The following is a 23,092-nucleotide window of genomic DNA, read 5'->3' as shown; positions in this document are numbered from 1 at the left end:
TTTTTTGCATACAAGTGTATAGTTTTGACTGTTTATCTAACAATGACTTGAACAGAACTGATGAGTTGGCTTGGCGATTTGACATTAATGGTAAATCCGGTCACATCATTGCCAACACTGGTGATCTGTCCTTGAGAGTTAATGGTTACTACAGTATTACCGCCATAATTGCCGCCTGAAAATGTGATATCGGTAATCGTATAAGACAGTTTTAAAAATTGCTGATAGCGCTGAACAACTTGATCTGTGATGGCAGTCCCATCATCGTCTCTAGAGGTTCCAGGAGTTCGATCAGACACATATTCATTGCCATATTGGTCAACGACTGTAAGCTTACGACCAAGCTTTGTATCCCACGCATGCAGCTTGGATTGAAAGATCATGGATTGTAAGTAATTCCTATCAATGATAGCGGCATTAACTCCAAACATCAGGCTGTTAATCTTTGGAGCGTCATTAATGCTTACAGCATTTAATACTGCTACTTGAGGGCTTCCAGCTATATCCTTGTAGGATACTTGGAGTTGTGCGGTTCCGGCACGTATTCCGCTTATGAATAAAGATTTAGGAGCATTGGAATCAGAGTAAGTTGCGTCAATGACATTCCGGTCCGAGCTGCTTATGGAAGTGATATTATTTGGGACTGATACCAGCGCTCCTGTATGGGTCGCTGCACGAACTTTAACTTCCTTGGTGAATTTGGAATAAGCATTTCTCGCATAGGTAGCATTGCTAACGCCGCCCACGTATTGATCCAGTGCTAGAAGAGTGTTATTTACACCTTTATCGATATAGACCTCGTAATTCAATTTGTTTTTCGGATCGCTTGGGTCGAGAACTTCAATGGCTGTAGTCAAAGAGCTGATTTCCTTGATAGGGCTGCAGCTCCCACCACCGCCACCACCAGCTCCACCACTGCTGGAGCTGCCACCGCCGCCACCACCACCACCACTGCTGGAGCTGGAAGAAGTGCTGAAACTGATACATTGAAATTCATTGAGATGGAAACTCAATGAATAAAGAGTTCCGGGAATAGCATTGCTGGTAATCAGCTTAAATGACTTGTCGTAAATCTCTTCAATACTTAAATGATAAGCGTCTACATACTGATTGTAGTATTCCTCATACCTAGTGATATTAGCTTCCCGATTGGCGGGGGTAGGTATGGCCACATATTTCTTGGATGTCTGAGCAGCACCGCTACCAGTTGGATTAGCCACATCATTGCTTTTTAACGAAAAACCATAATCCATGTTCCCGCTATCGCTGATAGCCTTAAGTTTTACTTGAATACGGTAGTCAGTGTTCACTGAGAAAGACGATTTTTTATAATCAGCTCCGTACTGATCGTAGATCCTGACCTTCAACTCATTGTCTGTATTATTTACCATGTATGGACTAGGCGCTTTCGTATAGGTGATCTTGTCCGGTTTACGCTTCTCGCCAACAGCGGTTACAAACTTTGCTCGAATATCCGTACTATCTTTCATTTCAATTGTAATAGTTGCAACACCTTTGTCACTTATATGGCTAATAGCAATTTTACCTTTATTTAAGCCGGCTTGTACGATTGGTGTTGAACTGATTATGCCTTGCTGCGGGTCGTATACATTAAAAGCTGAAGACAGCATGATACCACCAGTAGCATATATGGAAAATTTGTAAGACAGGTCAGCGATTTCATCGGGAGTTAACGTTTTACCGGAAGCATCCTTAATTATTAAAGGAACATACATTTTTTGATCTGAATCAATATCACCAGTAACCTGATCTCCTTCCGCTAGCGTGGTGTGATAGCTGCTGTCAAATGCCAATCGTGTAGTCCCGATTGACCATGTTGTAAATGTGAGTTGGGTTGTCAAAATGGTCGTATTTCCAGCTGTTACGTTAACTGCGGTTAGTAGCTCAGTCGAATACCCATCCAAGGAAGCAAATATGGAGTAATTGCTACCGCTTGGAACATTACTCATGTTGAACTTGCCTGCAGCATCTGAAATGGCTGAAAGTGCCGTTCCTGTAACGCTGATTGTAGCTCCTGCAATCGGAGACGAATCAGGGCCAACAACGAATCCACTTATCGCTCCAGTCGTTACATTTGGAGAGCTGCCTTGGGCTTTTACAGTAAGTTTAAAATCCTTGGTTACGGTTAAACCTTTTTTGGCAAAAGTTGCTGTCAAAATTACTTCTGCGTCTGCTTGTCCGGAAGCGGGCCGGGTGACAATGCCATCTTTACTAATAATGGCCGCGTTGGATGTGGTCCAGCTCAGTGTCGTTCCATTGGCACCTATAAGTGACAGTGTTATATTGCCAGTTACATATGTCTCTGTATCACCAGTGCTGAAGTTGATCGCAAACGTGGATTTAGCATTGTCCAAATCAGCTACGATTGGAGCTTTATAAGCTGCGATCAATTGTTTCGCGGCTATTAGAACGTTCATAATAGTAATATCCGTTTCGGCAATACCTATGCTCAGGGCGCTGTTTGCTGCAATATCGGCTATACGAATCAGATTTTCTTTTTCAAGACTGTACTCCGTAAAAGTTCCTATTGAATTGATAGCTTGAATAGTTATTGCTATTAGAGCTGTTTTCAATTCATCAGATGCTGTTACCTTGGCTCCTGCACCTACTGTAATAGTAATAGCCGCAATTTTAGCCGGGTCGCCAGTCACAGTAGCATTTCCATTGACTTGAATGTTCTGAATGTTAGAAGATTCACTTATGGTCAATTTCGAACCTGCTGCTGAAGCATCCACCGTTAAAGTGCCTATGCTGCCTGATCCGTTGAGTTCGACATTAGCATTCGGAGCAGTAATGTTAACGGCTCTCAAAGTGGCATTAGGATCCACAGTGATTTTTGCGTTGGAAATTATTATTAATTTGTTAAGGATGGTTTGTTCGCCAGAATTTCCTGTAGGAGCTTCAAGCTTGATTGCTGCCTCAGCACCCATGGCCGATATGGTCCCGTTAAAATTGCCTCTTAAAATAATATTTTGGTTGGCGGTGCCAGCATCCAAATTAATATCGCCAAGCGTACCTGCGGAAGATTCCAGGATCACCTTGGAATATACACTAGTCGTTACGACTTGGGTACCCTCAAGTGACTGGATTCTGACTGCTGAGCTTTGAGCAGAGGCATTTATTTTCAGAGCCTTTGCTTTTGTTTTTAAAAGTTTAATGGAGCTCGGACTCCCTGATAAAACTTCAATATTGTTGGCATCTATGTTTTGCAGTGTAATTTCACCGGTTTCACCTGGGTCAAGCTTTAATGTACCCGTGATCACAGATGTACCTGTTGCTGGACCGAACGTACCGCTTGATCGCAGTGTCATATCGGTGAAGGTGCCACCTTGATTGATTAGTGTTTCTACACTCGGTGTTGTAATGGTTGGAGCCGAGCCACCGCCGCTACCGCCACCACCTCCAAGAATGGAGCTAAAGCCAGTTATCGTAATACCTGTATCGTTGCCTTTGTAGCTTAACTTGTAGACTGCACCCGATGATTGAAAGCTGGTTGTCAAAACAACGATAGCCGCGTTCTCCTGCTTAAGCTCTGCATTAGAAATGGAAAGCTCGTTATCAAATGTAAAATCAGCCTTGTCAACAGCAGGCAGGGATTTATTGAATGTTACCTCTACTGTAGTTGCCGTCGTCGAAGCAGCACTTTTCACAGTAAGAGCGGCATTATTAGTAATAAGCAGATTGGCTTTTTCTATGTAATTCGATTTATTAGTGCTGAATTCAAATGCTAGTCGAGCTAATGCCTGTCTTTCAGCGTTCTCTTTGGGGCCGAATTTTAACGATCCGTCTGAATTTCCCAGACCATTCACAAAACCAATCTGGAATGCAAGCGAAACAGCAGCCTGAGCCCAATTAGACACATCTTTAATATCCGTAAATGTATTGTTTAATGGTAATCCCGAATTTGCAGCTTCCAGGCCTAAGGCTCGAATAAAGAAAACAACGAGCTCTTCACGGGTTACTTTTGCTTCTGGTGAAAAGGTAGAAGCTGTTGTTCCCTGTGTAATACCGGATTCGACAAGTGCTCCCACAAAACCCCTGTACCAGCTGTTCGGTTCTATATCGGTAAACACGGAAGCCTTATCCGTATTCTCCTTGAGTCCAAGGGTCATAACAATAATTTTGGCCAATTCGGCACGGCTCATGGTTTTGCGAGGTTGAAAGGAGCCATCCTCATAACCGGAGATGATCCCCTTATCGGTCAGCGCCTGAATTTCCTTCTGAGCATAAGAATCACTGATGTCATTCAAAGAAGCTGCTGCGCCCCACCCTACTGCTGGAAGAATCATGCTGAATAATAAAATAAAGACAAGCATCGTACTGATTGATCTGCGTGGTACTGTTCTAAGCATGAAATTACCTCCATATCCCTAATTGTCGTATAAATCCAACATTTCCCACTATACAACAAGAAAGGACAAGCAACAACATAATTATACAATTTTAACAATTTAAAACTGTGATAGGATATGTGGCTTTTGTGGAAATAAAATAAAAAGCCCTTGTAAAGGACTTCGTATCAAAATGTATGTAGTTACTCAAAAGCTTTACTCAAAAGTTCGATAAAGCCCTGATCGTCTTTTAAACCAGTCGAACAAATGGGAAGCGATGACCTTGAGCACGGCGTAGCCAGGAACAGCAAGAATAATTCCCACTAAACCGAACAGGTTACCAGCCGTCAAAATGACAAAAATGATCGTAATCGGGTGAATTTTGAGCGTTTTGCCCATAATCTGCGGAGAAATAAATTTACCCTCTATTAACTGCACAATGGTCCAAATAACAATCATTTTGAGCAGCATGACAGGAGAGGTGACAGCTGCAACGATTAGAGCTGGTGTAATCGCAATAGCGGGTCCCAAATAGGGAACAACACTGGTAAAAGCAGCGATAATGGCAAGAATCAGCGAGTATTTCAGACCGATAATCAAATAGCCGATATAGAGCAGAAATCCGATGCAAAAGCTGACAATAATTTGACCGCGGATGTAGGTGCTGATTTGATGGTTCATTTCTGACATGACCTCGAAGGTCTGATTACGAAAAGAATTAGGAAGGAAGCTTAGGATGTAATCCGGTAGTCGTTTACCTTCCTTAAGCAAGTAGAACAAAATAAAAGGGACTACAGCAATCGCGAGCAAGGTTTCAGTAATAAAGCCAATAAAACTACCGATGCTGGCTCCAGCGAGACTTATAAAGGAGCTCAAACGCTGAGTTACGGTTTGTGTCCAATCACTCGGATTAAAGCCAGTCGTTTGCTGAATTTGATTGAAGATGTCGTTCCCTATCCAGGATTCAAAATTAAGCTGAACCTGCTCGCTATAAGCTGGAAAATTATGAACCAGCTCCATGATTTGCGTATGGATGACGGGAATAACGGCAAGAATCAAAAGCGTAATGACGGCAATAATCAATATGTAGAGTGAGATGATTGAGTAAATCCGCTTCATGTTTTTGCGTTCGAGCAGATCGACAATTGGATTTAATAAATAATAAACGACTCCAGTCAAGATCAGCGGCAGCAGGACAGTCTTGACCAGCACGATGATAGGTTTAAAAACGAAGGGAATTTTATTCAGTACAAAGATGTTAAGACCAATCAACAGCAGGGTCAGTAAAAATAAAACAAACTTGTTGTTTAAAAACAACCTTTTGAACCGATCCGGCCTGATTTCAGGTAACTGCATGCTCTTGCCTCCACAAATAGTATAGAACGAGACTTTTCCTTATTAATCATTACTCAATCAGGCAATATTTCAAACATATTAATAGGTGCGATAAGCCAGTATAACAGGTGCTTTACGTATATATAGGATTCCCAATTGGTAAATATTTCATAAGCGCGACTTGAATACAATTTGACGGACAGTACGGTCAATTCTGTATTGACGTTAGGCACTTTCGATGGTACACTAACGATTATATTCTTTAACTTGGTAGTATGGTAGCACATTATCGCACTAAAGTAAAAAGGAAAAATAATTAAGCAGGATATAGGTGGGTGAAGATCGGTGTCCAAACCAAAGGTATTTGAAAAGCCAACTGGAGTCAAGGATTATCTTCCGGAGGCCGTAGCTAAATTGCGGACCATTGAAACGAATGTCTTGAACTGTATGGAGCGCTGGGGATATTCGGAGATTATTACGCCAACATTAGAGTTTTATGATACGGTGGGGGTAGCTAGCTCTACCGAGGATCGGAAGCTGTTTAAATTGTTGGATCGCAAGGGAACGACGCTTGTGATGCGTTCCGATATGACAGCACCGATTGCACGAGTAGTATCCTCCCTGTTGAAGCAGCAAGCTTTTCCAATACGACTTTCATATCATGCGAATATATTTCGTGCGATTGAAGCGGAAGCGGGAAGGGATGCAGAGTTTTTTCAAACTGGTGTTGAGCTGGTAGGGGATGCATCCTCAGAATCCGATGCGGAAGTGATTGCCTTGGCGATAGCGAGTCTGCAAGCGGCCGGAGTCAAGGATTTCAAGATTGCACTTGGCCACGTGGGCTTCCTGACAGGGCTCTTTAATGAAACGCTTCAGGAACGTAAGGATGAGCAGCAGAGCTTGAAGGAATGCTTGTTGAATCGGGATTATGTTGGCTATCGGGAACATATCAAGGCACTTGGCTTAAGCGAAGCGCTGCAATCAGAGCTTGAAGGCATTCTGAGATTGCGTGGCGGCGAGGAAATCTGTGCTCAGGCACGACAGGTTACAAAGGATCCCGTTGCCCAGCAATCGATAGCACACTTGTGTCAGGTATGGGATGTGCTGAAGGCTTATGGCGTTAGTGAGCATGTGTTGATTGATTTAACAATGATCGGAGACTTTTCCTATTATACGGGTATGACGTTTGAGGGATATGCAGCTGATTTGGGTTTTCCGGTGTGCAGCGGCGGTCGGTATGACAATTTATTGACGCAATTCGGACGACCAGCTCCAGCTACAGGATTTGCGCTTAAGACCAACCGGATTTTGGAAGTGGTCAGCAAGCAGCCTATCGAATCCAGCTATCGGGTATTGATTGCTTATAAAGCTAGCGGGCGAGCGGATGCCTTTCGGATGGCCAAGGAGCTGCGCGCGCGCGAAGGCACGAAGGTTGAGACCAGACTGCTTTCTGATGAAGATGGACAATTGCCAGCTGTTCGGCTGGATGATGATACGTTTGTAGTGAACGGTGTTTCTTATGGGGATGTCATTGAGTTTGAATAAAGGAGCGGGACCTATGCAGGATGTATTGAAAGTGGCGATGCCCAAAGGGCGTATCTATAAACAGGCCTCCAGGTTATTTCGCGAGGCGGGGCTTTTGATTCCTGAGGATATGGATGATTCACGAAAGCTGATCATTCCAGTGCCTGAGGCTAATATGGAATTCATTATGGCTAAACCGGTCGATGTTCCCACATATGTGGAGTATGGCGTGGCTGATATCGGGGTTGTGGGCAAGGATGTATTAATGGAAGAAGACCGTGATGTGTATGAGCTATTGGATTTGGGTATCGCACGCTGCCGGATGTCCGTTATTGGCCTGCCCGATTGGCAGCCTGTATTGAATCCAAGAGTAGCGACGAAATATCCCAATGTGGCTTCCCAATTTTTTCGTGAGCGTGGTCAGCAGGTAGAGGTCATTAAGCTGAACGGTTCGATTGAGCTCGCTCCTTTAATCGGTCTTGCAGATCGTATTGTGGATATGGTCGAGACCGGGCAAACGTTGAGGGATAATGGACTCGTGGAGCAGGAAGAGATTTTTGCGATTACAACCCGTTTGATTGCCAATCGTGTCAGTTACCGGATGAAAAATGCAACCATTCAAGCGCTTTGTGACAAGCTGCAGCAGATGCTGGCGTCTGTACGCTAAAATTACAGAAAAATTTGCAGAATCATGATGTGATAAGAAAGGGGAGTCAGCCATGAAAATTGTGCCAGCAAGCGAATTCTCGCTGCGACGCGAGCTTGAATATGGCTCAGAGGAGCAAAATGATCGGGTTAAGCTTATTATCGAGGCTGTGCGAAGCGAGGGAGATGCAGCACTGCGTCGTTTCTCACAGCAGTTCGATGGGGTGAATGTACAGGAGCTGCGAGTGAGCAAGGAGGAAATTGAAGCTGCCTATGCGTCAGTGGATGAGAGCTTTCTCACTGCGCTGCGCGAGGCCGCGGTTCGGATCCGCAGCTTTCATGAGAAGCAGAAGCGTACTTCCTGGATGGATTTGCAGCCGGATGGCAGTATTCTGGGGCAGGTTGTCCGACCGCTGCGGCGTGTTGGCCTATACGTACCAGGAGGGAAAGCAGCCTATCCATCATCGGTGCTGATGAATGCGATACCTGCCACGGTAGCAGGCGTTCCAGAAATTGTAATGGTCACCCCCCCTGCAACTGCCGGTGTTGACGGTATTGATCCTCATATCCTCGTAGCGGCTGCAGAAGCTGGTGTCAGCGAAATTTACCGTGTCGGCGGTGCGCAAGCGGTAGCGGCTCTGGCATACGGAACGGACACGATTCCAGCAGTAGATAAAATTGTCGGTCCCGGTAATATTTACGTTGCTCTGGCCAAACGTTACGTGTTCGGTATTGTGGATATTGACAGTATCGCCGGACCGAGTGAAATTGTCGTGTTAGCCGACGATACGGCCGATGCCTCCTATGTAGCGGCAGATTTGTTGTCTCAGGCTGAGCATGACGAGATGGCGTCAGCCATTTTGGTGACACCTTCGCAAGCACTCGCTGAGGCTGTACAGGCAGAGGTGGCCAGACAACTGGACACCTTGCCGAAGTGTGACATAGCAGCTCAGTCGATTCGCGATAATGGCGCCATTCTGACTGTTGCAACTCTGGAAGAAGGCGTAAAAGCCGTTAACGAGCTTGCGCCCGAGCATCTCGAAATCATTACAGCTGATCCATTCCAGTATTTGAGCAAAATTGAAAACGCAGGCGCTATTTTCCTCGGTCCTTACAGCTCAGAACCGGTAGGCGACTATTTTGCCGGTCCGAATCATGTGCTGCCTACCAATGGCACCGCAAGATTTTCCTCACCGCTCAACATCGACGATTTTATGAAAAAATCGAGTGTTATCTATTATAGTAAGGAAGCACTGCTGCGTGATGGTGCTCAGATTATTAGTTTGGCCCAGCATGAAGGGCTCGAAGCGCATGCCAGAGCCATCCAAATCAGACTTGAGAAAGAAGGGAATTCCATTGACTGAACAGCAGCAGGCCGTACGTTCGGCAAATATTGATCGTAAAACGAATGAAACGAATATACAATTATCCTTTAACGTAGATGGAACAGGGATAACACAGCTTGAAACCGATGTACCCTTCTTGAATCATATGCTGGATTTATTCACGAAGCACGGACAATTTGACCTGAAGGTAACGGCAAATGGCGATATCGATATTGATGACCACCACACCGTCGAGGATATCGGAATTTGTCTTGGAGCTGCACTGCGCGAAGCCTTAGGAGACAAAAGAGGCATTAAACGGTATGCCAGTGTATTTATTCCGATGGATGAGGCGCTTGCTCAAGTCGTGATTGATGTCAGCAACCGGCCGCATTTTGAATATCGTGCCGAATATCCGTCAGCACAGGTGGGCAGCTTTACAACCGAGCTGGTGCATGAATTTTTGTGGAAGTTTGCTCTTGAAGCGCGGATTACACTGCATGTGATCGTGCATTACGGTCAAAATACGCATCATATGATCGAAGCTGTTTTCAAGGCATTAGGGCGTGCATTGGACGAAGCGACAAGCATTGACCCGCGCGTGAAAGGCGTGCCATCGACGAAAGGGGTCCTGTAGCATGATCGCAATCATCGACTATGGAATGGGTAATCTGCACAGCGTCAGCAAAGCTGTCGAGCGGTTGGGTTATGAAGCGCTGGTGACCTCTGATGAAAATGAAATTATGGCCGCAGACGGTGCAATCCTACCCGGTGTAGGCGCTTTTGGTGATGCGATGGAGCATCTTCGTGAGTCCCGCCTTGATGCAGTAGCTGTGCGTTATGCACAGTCCGGCAAGCCGCTGCTCGGTATTTGCCTCGGTATGCAGCTGCTGTTCACCAGCAGTGAGGAGCATGGCTCTTACGAGGGATTGAACCTGCTGCCAGGCAAGGTGGTCCGGTTCCAGGGCAGCTACAAAATTCCGCATATGGGCTGGAATCGACTTCAGTTTCAGCAAAAGAGTCCGTTATTTGCAGGCATCGAAGAAGGCCATGTATATTTCGTTCATTCCTTTCATGCACTGCCAGAGCAAGCATCGGATTTATTGGCAGTAACGGACTATTATCAACAGGTTACTGCTATTGTGGGGCGCGGCAATGTATATGGCATGCAGTTTCACCCGGAGAAAAGCGGCAGTATCGGCATGCAGCTTTTGAGCAATTTTCTTGGTCTAAGCAAGCTCTAGACCGTTGTTGATACGTAGACTGGATTTTTAAAGATTGGAGGAGACTAATTGTGCTTGCAAAACGTATTATTCCTTGTCTGGATGTAAAAGATGGTCGAGTGGTCAAAGGCGTTAATTTCGTTAATCTGCGTGATGCCGGAGATCCGGTTGAGCTGGCGGCGATCTACGATAAGGAAGGCGCAGACGAGCTCGTATTTCTCGATATATCGGCTTCTGTAGAAGGACGTTCGACCATGATCGAGGTTGTAAAAAAGACGGCAGGCGAGATCACGATTCCTTTTACGGTGGGCGGCGGTATATCCAGTGTTGACGATATGAAGCGGTTGCTGCGCGCGGGCGCGGATAAGATCGGGATCAATACAGCAGCTGTCCGCAATCCGCAGCTGGTATCGGATGGGGCCAGACGGTTTGGTTCACAATGTATCGTTGTGGCTGTCGATGCCCGCTATAACAAGGAGTGGGAAGACTGGGAAGTATTTACGCACGGCGGACGCAACAGCACAGGCATTAGAGCGTTGGAATGGGTCAAGCGTGTCGAGCAGTTAGGTGCAGGTGAGCTATTGCTGACAAGTATGGATGCGGACGGAACCAAGGATGGTTTCGATCTCCCCTTGACGCGCGCCGTGTCTGAAAGTGTGGGCATCCCTGTGATCGCTTCTGGGGGTGCGGGAACGAAAGATCATTTTTATGATGTATTTGCCGAGGGTAAAGCGGATGCAGGATTAGCTGCAACGATTTTTCATTATAAAGAGCTGACGATTGAAGAGGTTAAGCAGCAATTGAAGCATAGAGGAGTGGAAGTCAGATGAGTAATAGTAAGCAGCAAGCGCAAGGACAACTTCCGTTATCCGCGGAGCAATTAAACGCAGCTATTAAATGGGACGCACAGGGCTTGGTTCCGGCGATTGTCCAGGATGCTGCAAGCAAAGAAGTATTGATGATGGCTTATATGAATCAGGAATCTTTAAAGCTGACTGTGGAATCGGGGGAAACGTGGTTTTGGAGTCGTTCACGTAATGAGCTGTGGCACAAAGGAGCGACCTCCGGTCACATCCAGAAGGTCAAGGCATTAAAATACGATTGTGACGGTGATACCCTGCTCGTCTTGGTGGATCAAACAGGTCCAGCTTGTCATACCGGTGCTTACAGCTGTTTCTTTAACAATGTACCGATCGAGGGACAAACTGCAGGTGCTGCGGACGCTTCTGCTAGTAAGGATCGCTTTGCTATTTTGGCCTCCTTGGAAGCTCTTATTGCCAAACGTGATGCCGAACGCCCAGTTGGATCCTATACGACCTACCTGTTTGAACAAGGTATAGACAAAATATTGAAAAAAGTCGGTGAAGAAACGTCAGAGGTTATTATTGCTGCCAAAAATCGCGATAACGACGAAATTCGCTATGAAGCGAGTGATCTGATTTTCCATCTGCTCGTTTTGCTGCGTGAAGCAAAGCTGCCTTTGGATGAGCTTATGATGGAATTGGACCGTCGTCATCATTCAAAAAAATAACAGGAGAGATTCCGATGCTCATTGATTACCATACTCATCACGTCCGCTGTGGACATGCATCTGGAGAGCTGGAGGAATATGTACAAAAGGGCGTTGAGCTCGGACTGACCCAATTGGGGTTATCCGATCACATGCCCTTGCTCCATGTAGACCCCGCTACCTATTTGCCGGGAATGGCGATGGCGATGGACGAATTGCCGCGCTATGTGGAGGAAGCCTTTCGGCTGCAGCAGCAATATAAAAGCCAGATTGATATTCGTGTCGGTCTCGAAGGCGACTACATCGAAGGCTATGAGCAAGACATTGAGCGCATTATCCGTGCTTATCCGTGGGACTACGTGATAGGCTCTGTCCATTTTCTGGGCGAATGGGATATTTCCGATTATCGCCAGCTCGATAAATGGAACGGTCGTGATCCCTACGACGTATATGTACAGTACTATGACGCTGTAGGCAAAGCAGTTCGTACCGGTTTCTATGATTATATCGGTCATATTGATGTGATTAAGCGTTTTGGCTACAAACCGGAGCAAAGTGTCGAGCATCTGGAAAACCAAGCATTGGATGCCGTACGCGCTTCTGGAATAGCTATTGAACTCAATGCATCCGGCCTGCGGATGCCAGTCAAGGAAATGTTCCCGAGCCGCCGAATGCTGGAATATTGCTTTCAACAAGGGATTCCTCTTACAATAGGCTCTGATGCCCATCAGCCGGAACGGCTCACCCAGTACTTGGACCAAGCTGTTGATTTGCTACAAGACATTGGATTTACCGAGCTCGCGACCTTTCGCCAGAGACAGCGGACGATGATTCGGATGTAATTGGATTATTATAGGGGGAATTAAGCAGAACCCATAAAATGGTCGAGCCGATTTTCACAATTTCACCTAAATGACTTTTTCTTAATCAATTGGTTTCATGTATAATAGGGTTATGCAGTTTTTGTTGATTTTTATTTTATTCTTGTAAAATGTAAACAATCCGTAGATGGAGGTTACCATGTTTAGCGACCAATTGAAAATATTTTCAGGATCATCCAATCCTCAGCTTGCCGAACGAATCTGTAAGGAATTGGATGTTCCACTTGGCAAAATCAAGCTGTCCCGGTTCAAATGCGGAGAAATCTACTGTCATTATGAGGAAACCATTCGTAACTGTGATGTGTTTCTGGTGCAGACGTTTTCCCATCCGATCAACGAGCACTTCATGGAATTGTTGGTGATGATGGACGCGGCCAAACGCGCTTCGGCCAGAACAATCAATCTGGTCATTCCTTACTACGGTTATTCCCGGCAGGAACGTAAGGCTGCCCCGCGTGAACCGATTACGGCCAAGTTGGTTGCGGATTTGCTGTATTCCGCAGGAGCTCATCGTGTGATTACGATTGATCTGCATGCTCCGGCTATTCAGGGATTTTTCAATATACCGGTCGACCATTTAACGGCGCTGGACTTATTAAGCAGTCACATCAAGAACCAAAATATTAAAGATTTAATCGTAGTATCTCCGGATGCAGGTGGTGTGACAAGAGCCGAAAATTTGGCTAATGTATTGGAAGCACCCATTGCTATGATGTTCAAAAAACGTTATGCCCACAATGAAGCAACGGTTACTCATGTAGTTGGTGATGTTGAAGGTAAAACTCCGATTATTATGGAGGACTTGATTGATACAGGAAAAACGATTGTCAACGTAGTAGAGGGCTTGAAGGAGCGGGGCGCCAACGATGTATTCATCTGTGCCACCCACCCTGTATTCTCGGGACCTGCTCTGCAGCGTCTGGACCACCCGAATATCAGGGAGGTCATTATAACCGATTCGATTGCAATTCCAGAGGACCATTCGTCGCGATTTAAGGTGTTGTCTGTAGCGGGATTATTGTCCAATGCGATCCGGATTATTAAAGACGGCGGTTCAATCAGCTCGCTGTTTAAATATGGCGGCATTTAAAATTGCTGTAATCCGTATGTATTCGTTCGCTAGTATGTTATAATTTTTGTAGATTAACGCTGATTTCTTTGCGTATTCCAGACGGAACCGGAGGTGCCTTGCCGAGTGGAGAAGAAAAAACGTGCTGCCCAAACCCAACCTAACAAAGTGATACCGATAAAAATGGATGCAACATTCTTTTTCGAACGAGCCGTTCAGTCTTTGGACCGATATCATTACGATAAGGCATTGAAGTATTTTCGTCGTGCCGCTGAATATGAACCGGAGAACCCGGTTAATCATTGCAACTTGGCGGGGCTTCTCTCGGAGATGGGGAATTACGAGGAATCGAATGTTATTTTGCAGCAGGTGCTGGATCAAGTCGATCCGACCATGACGGAATGCTATTTTTATATGGCTAACAATTTTGCCAATATGGAAAATTATGAATCGGCTGAAAAAGCGATTATACATTATTTGGAGCACGATGAATCCGGACAATTTCTGGAGGAATCCGAAGAGATGATCGAGCTGCTTACCTATGAGCTGGATCGTCCGACCCAACTGACTGGAATCAAAAGCCGTGAAGGTATGTTTGAGCATGATCGTGCACGGGCAATGCTTGAAGAAGGCAAGTTTACAGAAGCGGTCCGTATATTGGAGAATATTGTAGAAAAACATAGCGATTTTATGGCGGCGCGCAACAATTTGGCTTTGGCTTATTATTATATGGGTTATTTCGATAAATCAATTGACATGATTCGGCAGGTGCTGGAGCTGGATCATGGCAATTTGCACGCCTTGTGCAACCTTGCTATTTTCTACCAGCATTTCGGTGATTTGGATAAGCTTGGCGAGCTGCTGGATGTGCTGCGCAAGACATATCCTTTTCATCAGGATCATGTGTTTAAATTGGCCACAACAATGGGTATCTTAAGTGAGCATGAGACGGCGTATCGGCTGTTCAAACGATTGTTGAAGACCGGTGAGGCTGGACTCGACCCTTGTTTATTTCACTATACGGCTGTTGCGGCCTATCATACGAAGCGGTATGGCGAGGCTGAGCGGCAATGGAGGCAGGCGGACAAATTCGATCCGGGATCGGACATACCGAAGTTCTATTTAAGTCTGCTCGATAAGTCGCGCCATGAAGAGGAAAAACCATCCGTAAGCTATCATTATCATCTTCCGTTCGAAGAGCAGTTCCGTGGCTTGGAAAAGTCGACGGAAGGCTTGCCGGACCATTTAAAGCGCGACCCTTTGGTCAGATCTTCGTTCTTCTGGGCACTGCGTCATGGAGACACGGAAACGAAGCTTCAGGTTATTCAGGCGTTTGGCTTGATAGCCGACAATGAAGTGAAGGAAGCCTTGCTGGAGTTCGTACAGGAGCCTGGCGAAGACGATTATTTGAAAAAAGTAGCTATATTTGTGCTTCGCAGTATCGGCATTCAGGAGCCAGTGGAAGCGGTGCTGGAGGGCCGAAAACTTATCGTGCCCGCATCTCCTTTCTCTCCGAATTTGCCTGTGTGGGAACCTAAATGGCAGCAAATTATGGATATGGCGCTGGAGCAAATGGATCGCCGCTACGATATGGTACAGCAGTATGATTTGCAGACGCTGTGGGTGGAATTTTTGTCTCGTGTATCACCGGATCATACGCCCAAAATATCAAAGGTTGAGGGCTGGGCAGCGGCTCTTGAATACTTAACGGCCAAAATGCATCGCCGCGCAATATCGTACCAGGAACTGTCGCATCGCTACAGTGTATCGGTCACAACCATTAGTAAAAACGTAAAAATCATTGACGATGCCTGCGGTTTGCGAGAAAAGATGGAAACTATTTTTTCGAAGTTCTCCAGCTTTGATAATAAAGCTAAATAAAATTTTACTTTGTTCAAAAATATTTTAGGTTTAAAAAATGCTGGTGTTGCTGTTAGCAAAAATGAAGGAGGATAATGCCACTATGTACAGAACAATCGTTATCGGAACAGGTCCTGCGGGGTTGACTGCAGCCATTTATTTGGCTCGTGCGAACCTGAATCCTCTGGTTATTGAAGGACCGGAGCCAGGAGGCCAGCTGACGACAACAACTGAGGTTGAAAACTTTCCCGGATTCCCTGAAGGTATTATGGGACCCGAACTCATGGATAACATGCGTAAGCAGGCGGAGCGCTTCGGTGCTGAGTTCAAGACAGGCTGGGTAAACTCCATCGACTTGTCAAATCGTCCATTCAAGCTTTCGGTTGAAGGTCTGGGCGATATTGAAGCGGAAAGCATCATTATTTCGACAGGAGCATCTGCCAAGCTGTTAGGTATTGAAAATGAGAAGGAAAGTATCGGTCACGGTGTCAGCACCTGTGCAACCTGTGATGGATTCTTCTTCCGCGGCAAAAAAATTATTGTAGTTGGTGGTGGTGATTCTGCGATGGAGGAAGCCAACTTCCTGACGCGCTTTGCCACGGATGTGAAGCTTGTACATCGTCGCAGCGAGCTGCGTGCCTCCAAAATTATGCAGGATCGCGCTCGCGAGAATGCGAAGGTCTCTTGGGGACTTAATAAAACGCCGATAGCTGTCATTTCTGGTGATCGTGGTGTAACGGGCTTAAAGGTGCTGGACAATGAAACTGGTGCTGAAGAAGTGATCGAGACTGACGGTATTTTCGTTGCGATCGGACACAGACCCAATACCGGCTTTCTTGCAGGGCAGATTACTACAGATGAAACCGGCTATATTATCGTAAAACCTGGCACTTCCCTTACCAACGTTGAGGGTGTATTCGCCTGTGGCGATGTACAGGACAGCAAATACCGTCAAGCCATTACAGCAGCCGGCAGTGGTTGTATGGCAGCACTTGATTGTGAGAAATTTTTGGATGGTCATATGGTTCACGATTGGAGCCAGTCCCTATAATTTCTACAAAACGTGGGCGTTCAGGACCCACGTTTTGTAGTCTTTTTTTAATTTCCTTTGCCTTGACCTGTAGGTAGGCTTGGCTTATAGTTGGTATGAAGATTTATGCAATCATAGTTTATGAGGTGACCTGGTAATGGGAAAGAACGTTTATGTTGGAGTCGACTTGGGAGGAACCACGATCAAGGTGGGCCTTTGCGACGAGTCAGGCAAGCTGCTGCATACGTATGAAGGACCGACTGGAACGGAGCACGGTTCGGACGTAGTTTTGGAAAATATTGCGCAATATGTACGTAAGCTTGTTGCCGATTCGTTACATGATTGGGAACAGGTCGCTGGAATCGGAGCGGGTATTGCCGGTTTTATGGATATTCCGGAAGGGTTTATCAAGCTGTCTCCTAACTTGGGCTGGCGTAATGTGCCTGTTAAAAAGATCCTGGAAGAAAAACTCGGCAAAACGGTGAAAATCGACAACGACGCCAACGTAGCTGCACTTGGCGAGGCATGGAGCGGTGCGGGAGCAGGTATTCCGAATGTGGTATGCTATACTTTAGGCACAGGTGTTGGCGGCGGTATTATTATAAACGGAAAAATTTATCAAGGCTTTAATGGCATGGCTGGCGAGCTCGGACATATAAAAGTAGTACCGGATGTGGAAGCGATTCGATGCGGCTGTGGCATGTACGGTTGCTTGGAGACGGTCTCTTCGGCAACAGGTATTATTCGTATGGGTAAGGAAGCAGTCGAACGCGGCGAGCATACTTCGCTGGCTTTAGTCGAAGCGTTGACAGCTAAAGACGTGCTGGATGCTGCCAAATCCGGCGATGAGGTTTCTTTGCGGATTGTGAACCGTGCTGCGATGTATCTTGGCAAGTCTATGGCAGCAGTTTCTGTTGTATTAAATCCACAGCGATTTATTATTGGTGGAGGCGTATCCAAGGCTGGAGAATTTTTATTCGATGCGATACGTAAGTATTATCATGAGTACACGCAGGAAACAGCCAGAGAGGGCGTAGATATTGTGCCAGCTACCCTTGGCAACGATGCTGGTGTAGTCGGAGCTGCAGGCTTGAACCTGCATTCTTGAATGAGGAGGAAACTCGCATGGAAGAATTGCATTCCCTTGGCAAGCTGGTCATCATTACCGGTATGTCCGGAGCGGGCAAAACGATTGCGGTGCAGAGCCTGGAGGATCTCGGTTTTTTCTGTGTAGATAACCTGCCCCCGGTTCTGATTCCCAAATTCGCAGAATTGATTGAGCAATCCAAAGGTCGTATTGGCAAGGTTGCTCTGGTCATTGATTTGCGCGGTCGGGAATTCTTCACATCCTTGTCGGAGTCTCTGCGTTTTTTAAGGGAAAATCAGGCTTTAAAATACGAAATTGTGTTTCTGGACGCTACCGATTCAGTACTTGTCCAACGCTACAAGGAAAGCCGACGCAAGCATCCCTTGGCTCCTGCAGGTGCGCCGCTGGAAGGGATTCTTCAGGAACGCAAGCTGCTGGAGGAATTGAAGGGTATGGCGACGCAAGCTATCGATACCAGCAGTTTGAAGCCGTCCCAATTGAAGGAAAAGATCGTATCCCGGTTTACCCATACTGAAAAGGACGGAATTTCGATTAATGTGATTTCGTTTGGCTTCAAATATGGGATACCGATCGATGCCGATTTAATATTCGATGTCAGATTTTTGCCTAATCCCCACTATGTGGAGGCATTGCGGCCCAATACGGGGCAGGATTCTGAAGTGTATGACTATGTGATGAAGTGGGGTGAAACTCAGGAATTCCTGGTTAAATTGCTCGATATGCTTCACTTTCTGATCCCGCAGTATAAGAAGGAAGGCAAAAGTCAGGTCGTGCTCGGAATTGGCTGTACCGGTGGCAAGCACCGATCAGTAGCTATCGCTGAATATTTGGGTAAAGTAATGGGGAATAGTGAAACGGAGATCGTGCGAGTTAATCACCGAGACGCTGAGCGGGATCGGGTTGAGGTGAAAATATGACCTATGTTTACGGGGGAAATGATCGACCTCGTATCGTTGTCATCGGAGGCGGAACCGGTCTATCCGTCATGCTGCGCGGACTCAAGGAAAAGCCTTTAGATATTACAGCGATTGTGACTGTAGCAGATGACGGAGGCAGTTCAGGCATTCTGCGCTCGGAGCTTGCGATGGTTCCCCCGGGTGATATCCGCAACGTACTGACTGCACTGGCAGACGTAGAGCCGCTGCTTGGCAAAATGCTGGAATATCGTTTTCAGAAGGGCCAAGGATTGGCAGGCCATAGTTTGGGTAATCTAATTTTGGCTGCGATGCAAGACATTACAGGTGATTTTGTAACGGGTGTTCGTGAGCTGAGCCGTGTATTCGCCGTTCGTGGACGAGTGCTGCCGGCAGCCAATCACGCTATCGTGTTGAAGGCGGAAATGACCGATGGCAGCATCGTTGTCGGAGAGTCCAAAATTCCGAAGGCAGGCAAAACCATCAAGCGCGTCTTTATCGAACCAGCCGATGTATCCCCGCTGCCTGAGGCGATTGAAGCGTTAAAGCAGGCGGATGCGATTGTGCTCGGTCCCGGCAGCTTGTATACTAGTATTTTGCCGAACCTGCTCGTGCCTGAAATTGCTCGTACGATAGTTCAATCGAAAGCACTGAAAATTTTTATTTGCAACGTGATGACACAGCCAGGTGAGACGGACGGCTACAGTGTCAGTGATCATATTCAAGCGCTTCACGATCATGTTGAGCAAGATCTGTTTGATTATGTTATTGTTAATAACGGGGAGATTCCTCCTCAGGTCCAAGATCGATATGCAGAAAAGGGTGCCAAGGTTGTTCATCTTGATCTCGATGAGGTGACTCTTAAAGGGTATAAAGTCATCGCAGATCAATTAATTTTATTCCGAACTTACCTGCGCCACGATGCGGAAAAGCTCAGTCAGCATATTTATCAGCTGGTGGAGAGCTGGATGCACAAGAAGAGGTGATTCCCCGTGTCTTTCGCCGCACAAACAAAAAAAGAACTAACCTTAATTCAGTCTGATGATTGTTGTGAAAAGGCTGAACTCTCTGCCCTCATTCGTATGAACGGTTCCGTACAGCTGACGAATCAACGAGTCGTCCTTGACATCAGCACTGAAAACGCAGCTATTGCCCGTCGTATTTATTCTTTGCTCAAAAAGAAATTTAACGTGCACATCGAATTGCTGGTCCGTAAAAAGATGCGGCTGAAAAAAAACAATGTGTATATGGTGCGGATTCCGAATCAGGTCCAGGATATACTGTCCGAGCTGCGGATCGTTTCCGAAGGCTTTATGTTTACACCTGGCATTGATGAAGAATTGATTCCGGATGAATGCTGTCAGCGAGCTTACCTGCGGGGAGCTTTCCTGGCGGGCGGCTCTGTTAACAATCCAGAGGGTTCGTCCTATCATTTGGAAATTTCATCAATGTACGAAGAGCATTGTCACGCTTTATGTGATCTTGCCAACCGTTTTGAATTGAATGCACGGTGCATCGAACGCAAAAAGGGCTTCGTGCTGTACATCAAGGAAGGCGAGAAGATCATTGAATTGCTAAGTCTTATTGGTGCCCATCAAGCTTTATTGCGTTTTGAAGATGTCAGGATCATGAAGGATATGCGTAATTCGGTGAATCGTTTGGTCAACTGCGATACAGCCAATTTGAATAAAACTATCGGTGCTGCCGTACGCCAGATCGAGAATATTCGTCTGATCCAAAAGGAAATCGGTTTGGAAAACCTGCCGGAAAAATTGCGCGAGGTAGCTGAGGTGCGGATGCAAAACCCTGATATTAACTTAACCGAGGTCGGGGAACTGCTAAAGGGCACTGTAAGCAAATCCGGTGTCAACCACAGGCTTCGCAAAATTGACGAAATGGCTGAAAAAATTCGAAAAGCTTGAGCGGACGTGCTACATGTAGATATTTTATGTAAATTTTCAATTGTTCTAGTGTAACGGATTTAAAAATGATATAATGGTTGAAAAATCGCTTTTTCATGATCATTGAATTAAATGGTCATTTGCAATTTAAGATTTAGGGGGTATTGGTTGGAATGTCGAAACGCCCAGTAGTTGTGAAGTTGAAAACAGGCCTTCATGCCAGACCAGCAGCGCTTTTTGTTCAGGAAGCAAATAAGTTCTCTTCCGAGATCTTTGTTGAGAAGGACGAGAAGAAAGTAAACGCCAAAAGTATTATGGGCATTATGAGTTTGGCTATCAGTACGGGTACTGAGGTTTATATTAGTGCCGAAGGTTCGGACGCAGAACAGGCTGTAAACGCTTTAGTCACATTGGTAAGCAAAGAAGAGCTGGAGAACCAATAACCATTGTCACTGGCTTCCTTTAAGGAAGCTTGTCAGTGACACAGCCAAGACCTATAACATAACAAGAAAAGCGCAACCTTTTCTGAAGCTGAGCGTCTATTATGACGAGTTCTTCTGTGGAAAGGTTTTTTGCTGCGTAGACCCGTGCTATTTTACCCAATTGAAGGAGTAGAGAAATGAAACTGATGAAAAGAGAATTATCGCTGCTGGTCGTTTTGAGCCTGTTGTTCAGTCTTCTGATTTCGTCGACCGCATCTGCTGCGCAATCGACTTCAACGACGTACATGCTGCTTTATGTGGATAAAGCGGAAGCTTTTATAAATGGAAAGCAGATTATACTGGAATCACCTGCGACCATTATCAAAGACAAAATGTTCGTGCCTGCCAAAGCCCTCGCCGATGCAATGGGGTTAAAGGTCGAATGGAACGCGGTGACACGCCAGATTGAAATGACGACGCCGGGCTTTAACATTGTACTCGACAGTGACCGTAAAGCAGTCTGGATTAACGGAGTATTGAACCCATTCGATTCCGTAGCAGCGATCAGCAAGGAAGGCAAGCTGTTAATCAAGCTGACTTGGCTGGCTGATTATATGGGTGCTCGTTATACCTATAATGATGAGCTGCGCCGGGTTGAGATTATTCATACAAAAACGCCAACGGGTATTTACATACCGAATACGGGCAATTCCAACCCAGTTGCTAAATTCAATTTTGCCAAGCCGACGTATAAGCTGGGTGAACCGGTGAAATATATCGATCTAAGCTATGATCCGGATTCCGAAGGCTTAGTGAAATATGAGTGGAAGGGCAACGAATCGGTGTTTTTCTCACCAGGTACCTATCCGATCACATTGACGGTATGGGACGCACACGGCAATAAAAGCGAAACGTATCTGCGCAACCTGACGATTGAGGATAAGGTGTATCTGAGTGAAATTGAATACCCGATCTACATGAAACCCGTAGGGAGCTTTATTAAGACCGATTGGAGTACGCTATGGGGCAACTTTTGGAATTTGCCACAGCTGCCTAAGCAGGTCACTAATGACAATTCTCGTAAGCTGCTGGTGAGCGACAGTCCGGAGGAGTTTACAGAAAAAGGAATTCTGTATCAGGATAAAGTCAATGGCAAAGGTCGCCTATACGCGGATCACATCAATGGAACGAAGGAAAAGGTTACTCTGGCGATTCTGGCCAAGAATACGACCAATAAACCGGTTACGATCAAAACAACCAACAAGGGAGAAGTATGGCCTTCTGTGTATGCCAACCTGATCGGCAATGAAGCCTCTGTGGACTTCCTGATGAATGATCCACGGAGCGATTTGATGGAGATTCCCGCCAACCAAACTTTTATTTATTCGCAAATGCCGGAATTTTATCCAGGCCAAGGTGTCAATCTGTTCTATGATGTAGAAACGAATGGCGAAATTGAATTTTCCTTTGTCGCTACTAGCCAGGTATCGCAAACGACACTCAGTCAGCTGCCGCTGCTTCCTTTTACAGGGCATGTCAGAGGGACGTTCCCGGTGTCAGAGGTCAAATGGAATATAGATGCGAGCTCGTTCACCAAGCCGAACCGCTTGATTATCGGTGATGGCACGACGGATCCATTCCTGCCGGGCTACGATCCAATGCGCAAGCAGAATGTATTAAACGAAGGCAACTATGGAGTGGTTTACAAAATCCATGCGGACAAGCCAAGAAAAATGGCAATCATGCTGTTAGCGTATGGCGGTATATTTAAAGGACCGATCAAAATCAATGGTGAGATCAGTCTGATACCGCAATCAGGTGTGATTACCGCGTTTGACGGGATGCAGATTCTGGCCCGAACGACGGGTGAGGAAGCGGCACTGGATATTGAATTTACACCACCAGCCGGGTCTGCATTCCCGATTGATCTGATCTTCTATCCATTGGATGATAAATAATAAATCAAATCGATAGCTGAAGGCTCTCCCTTTTC

General features: G+C 46.0%; 19 protein-coding genes. 17 read left to right on the top strand and 2 right to left on the bottom strand.

Features of this window, described 5'->3' with window-relative positions:
• Nucleotides 1-32: 32 nt before the first annotated feature.
• Nucleotides 33-4,373 carry an S-layer homology domain-containing protein gene (locus LRL21_RS40945; RefSeq protein ID WP_240421545.1) on the bottom strand — a complete coding sequence of 1,447 codons (4,341 nt, stop codon included), beginning with the start codon at nt 4,371-4,373 and terminating at the stop codon, nt 33-35.
• Nucleotides 4,374-4,568: 195 nt separating this feature from the next.
• The gene (locus tag LRL21_RS40940) at nt 4,569-5,708 is read right to left on the bottom strand and encodes an AI-2E family transporter (protein WP_240421544.1); all 1,140 of its coding nucleotides are present in this window, start codon (nt 5,706-5,708) and stop codon (nt 4,569-4,571) included.
• A gap of 324 nt (nt 5,709-6,032) precedes the next feature.
• On the opposite strand from LRL21_RS40940, the gene LRL21_RS40935 reads away from it, so the two are divergent.
• The 17 genes from LRL21_RS40935 to LRL21_RS40855 all read left to right on the top strand — a co-directional run bounded on the left by LRL21_RS40935 (nt 6,033) and on the right by LRL21_RS40855 (nt 23,057).
• Nucleotides 6,033-7,232: an ATP phosphoribosyltransferase regulatory subunit gene (locus LRL21_RS40935; RefSeq protein ID WP_240421543.1), complete on the top strand. Its 1,200-nt coding sequence runs from the start codon at nt 6,033-6,035 to the stop codon at nt 7,230-7,232.
• Between the two features lie 13 nt (nt 7,233-7,245).
• Nucleotides 7,246-7,878 carry an ATP phosphoribosyltransferase gene (hisG, locus tag LRL21_RS40930; RefSeq protein WP_240421542.1) on the top strand — a complete coding sequence of 211 codons (633 nt, stop codon included), beginning with the start codon at nt 7,246-7,248 and terminating at the stop codon, nt 7,876-7,878.
• 52 nt (nt 7,879-7,930) lie between these two features.
• The gene (hisD, locus tag LRL21_RS40925) at nt 7,931-9,220 is read left to right on the top strand and encodes a histidinol dehydrogenase (RefSeq protein ID WP_240421541.1); all 1,290 of its coding nucleotides are present in this window, start codon (nt 7,931-7,933) and stop codon (nt 9,218-9,220) included.
• Complete coding sequence (hisB, locus tag LRL21_RS40920; RefSeq protein ID WP_240421557.1) at nt 9,213-9,818, top strand: imidazoleglycerol-phosphate dehydratase HisB; 606 nt, start codon at nt 9,213-9,215, stop codon at nt 9,816-9,818. Before hisD ends, hisB begins: the two co-directional genes overlap by 8 nt.
• Nucleotide 9,819: 1 nt before the next feature.
• Entirely contained in the window at nt 9,820-10,425 is a 606-nt protein-coding gene (gene hisH / locus LRL21_RS40915) for an imidazole glycerol phosphate synthase subunit HisH (RefSeq protein WP_076230594.1), read from the top strand.
• A 50-nt stretch (nt 10,426-10,475) separates the two neighbouring features.
• Nucleotides 10,476-11,234 carry an imidazole glycerol phosphate synthase subunit HisF gene (gene hisF, locus LRL21_RS40910; protein WP_240421540.1) on the top strand — a complete coding sequence of 253 codons (759 nt, stop codon included), beginning with the start codon at nt 10,476-10,478 and terminating at the stop codon, nt 11,232-11,234.
• Nucleotides 11,231-11,935, top strand: coding sequence for a bifunctional phosphoribosyl-AMP cyclohydrolase/phosphoribosyl-ATP diphosphatase HisIE (gene hisIE, locus LRL21_RS40905; protein ID WP_240421539.1), 705 nt, complete (start codon nt 11,231-11,233; stop codon nt 11,933-11,935). Before hisF ends, hisIE begins: the two co-directional genes overlap by 4 nt.
• 14 nt (nt 11,936-11,949) lie before the next feature.
• Nucleotides 11,950-12,756, top strand: a complete 807-nt coding sequence (gene hisJ, locus LRL21_RS40900; protein ID WP_240421538.1) for a histidinol-phosphatase HisJ — start codon at nt 11,950-11,952, stop codon at nt 12,754-12,756.
• Between the two features lie 178 nt (nt 12,757-12,934).
• Nucleotides 12,935-13,885, top strand: coding sequence for a ribose-phosphate diphosphokinase (locus tag LRL21_RS40895; protein WP_240421537.1), 951 nt, complete (start codon nt 12,935-12,937; stop codon nt 13,883-13,885).
• Between the two features lie 105 nt (nt 13,886-13,990).
• On the top strand, nt 13,991-15,745 hold the full coding sequence (locus LRL21_RS40890) for a tetratricopeptide repeat protein (protein WP_420832562.1): 1,755 nt from the start codon (nt 13,991-13,993) through the stop codon (nt 15,743-15,745).
• A gap of 82 nt (nt 15,746-15,827) precedes the next feature.
• Nucleotides 15,828-16,775, top strand: a complete 948-nt coding sequence (gene trxB, locus LRL21_RS40885; protein ID WP_240421536.1) for a thioredoxin-disulfide reductase — start codon at nt 15,828-15,830, stop codon at nt 16,773-16,775.
• Nucleotides 16,776-16,911: 136 nt separating this feature from the next.
• A complete protein-coding gene (locus LRL21_RS40880; protein WP_240421535.1) occupies nt 16,912-17,862 on the top strand; it encodes an ROK family glucokinase in 951 nt (316 codons plus the stop codon).
• A 17-nt stretch (nt 17,863-17,879) separates the two neighbouring features.
• Entirely contained in the window at nt 17,880-18,779 is a 900-nt protein-coding gene (gene rapZ / locus LRL21_RS40875; protein WP_240421534.1) for an RNase adapter RapZ, read from the top strand.
• Nucleotides 18,776-19,762, top strand: coding sequence for a gluconeogenesis factor YvcK family protein (locus LRL21_RS40870; protein WP_240421533.1), 987 nt, complete (start codon nt 18,776-18,778; stop codon nt 19,760-19,762). Before rapZ ends, LRL21_RS40870 begins: the two co-directional genes overlap by 4 nt.
• A gap of 6 nt (nt 19,763-19,768) precedes the next feature.
• A complete protein-coding gene (gene whiA, locus LRL21_RS40865; protein ID WP_240421532.1) occupies nt 19,769-20,698 on the top strand; it encodes a DNA-binding protein WhiA in 930 nt (309 codons plus the stop codon).
• Nucleotides 20,699-20,850: 152 nt separating this feature from the next.
• The gene (locus LRL21_RS40860) at nt 20,851-21,120 is read left to right on the top strand and encodes an HPr family phosphocarrier protein (protein ID WP_076230567.1); all 270 of its coding nucleotides are present in this window, start codon (nt 20,851-20,853) and stop codon (nt 21,118-21,120) included.
• A 176-nt stretch (nt 21,121-21,296) separates the two neighbouring features.
• Nucleotides 21,297-23,057: a stalk domain-containing protein gene (locus tag LRL21_RS40855; RefSeq protein ID WP_240421531.1), complete on the top strand. Its 1,761-nt coding sequence runs from the start codon at nt 21,297-21,299 to the stop codon at nt 23,055-23,057.
• The last annotated feature ends 35 nt before the right edge of the window (nt 23,058-23,092 follow it).

The sequence above is a fragment of the Paenibacillus periandrae genome, assembly GCF_022458865.1.
GTDB lineage: Bacteria > Bacillota > Bacilli > Paenibacillales > NBRC-103111 > Paenibacillus_S > Paenibacillus_S periandrae.
This window is presented reverse-complemented; position numbering and strand designations above follow the sequence as displayed.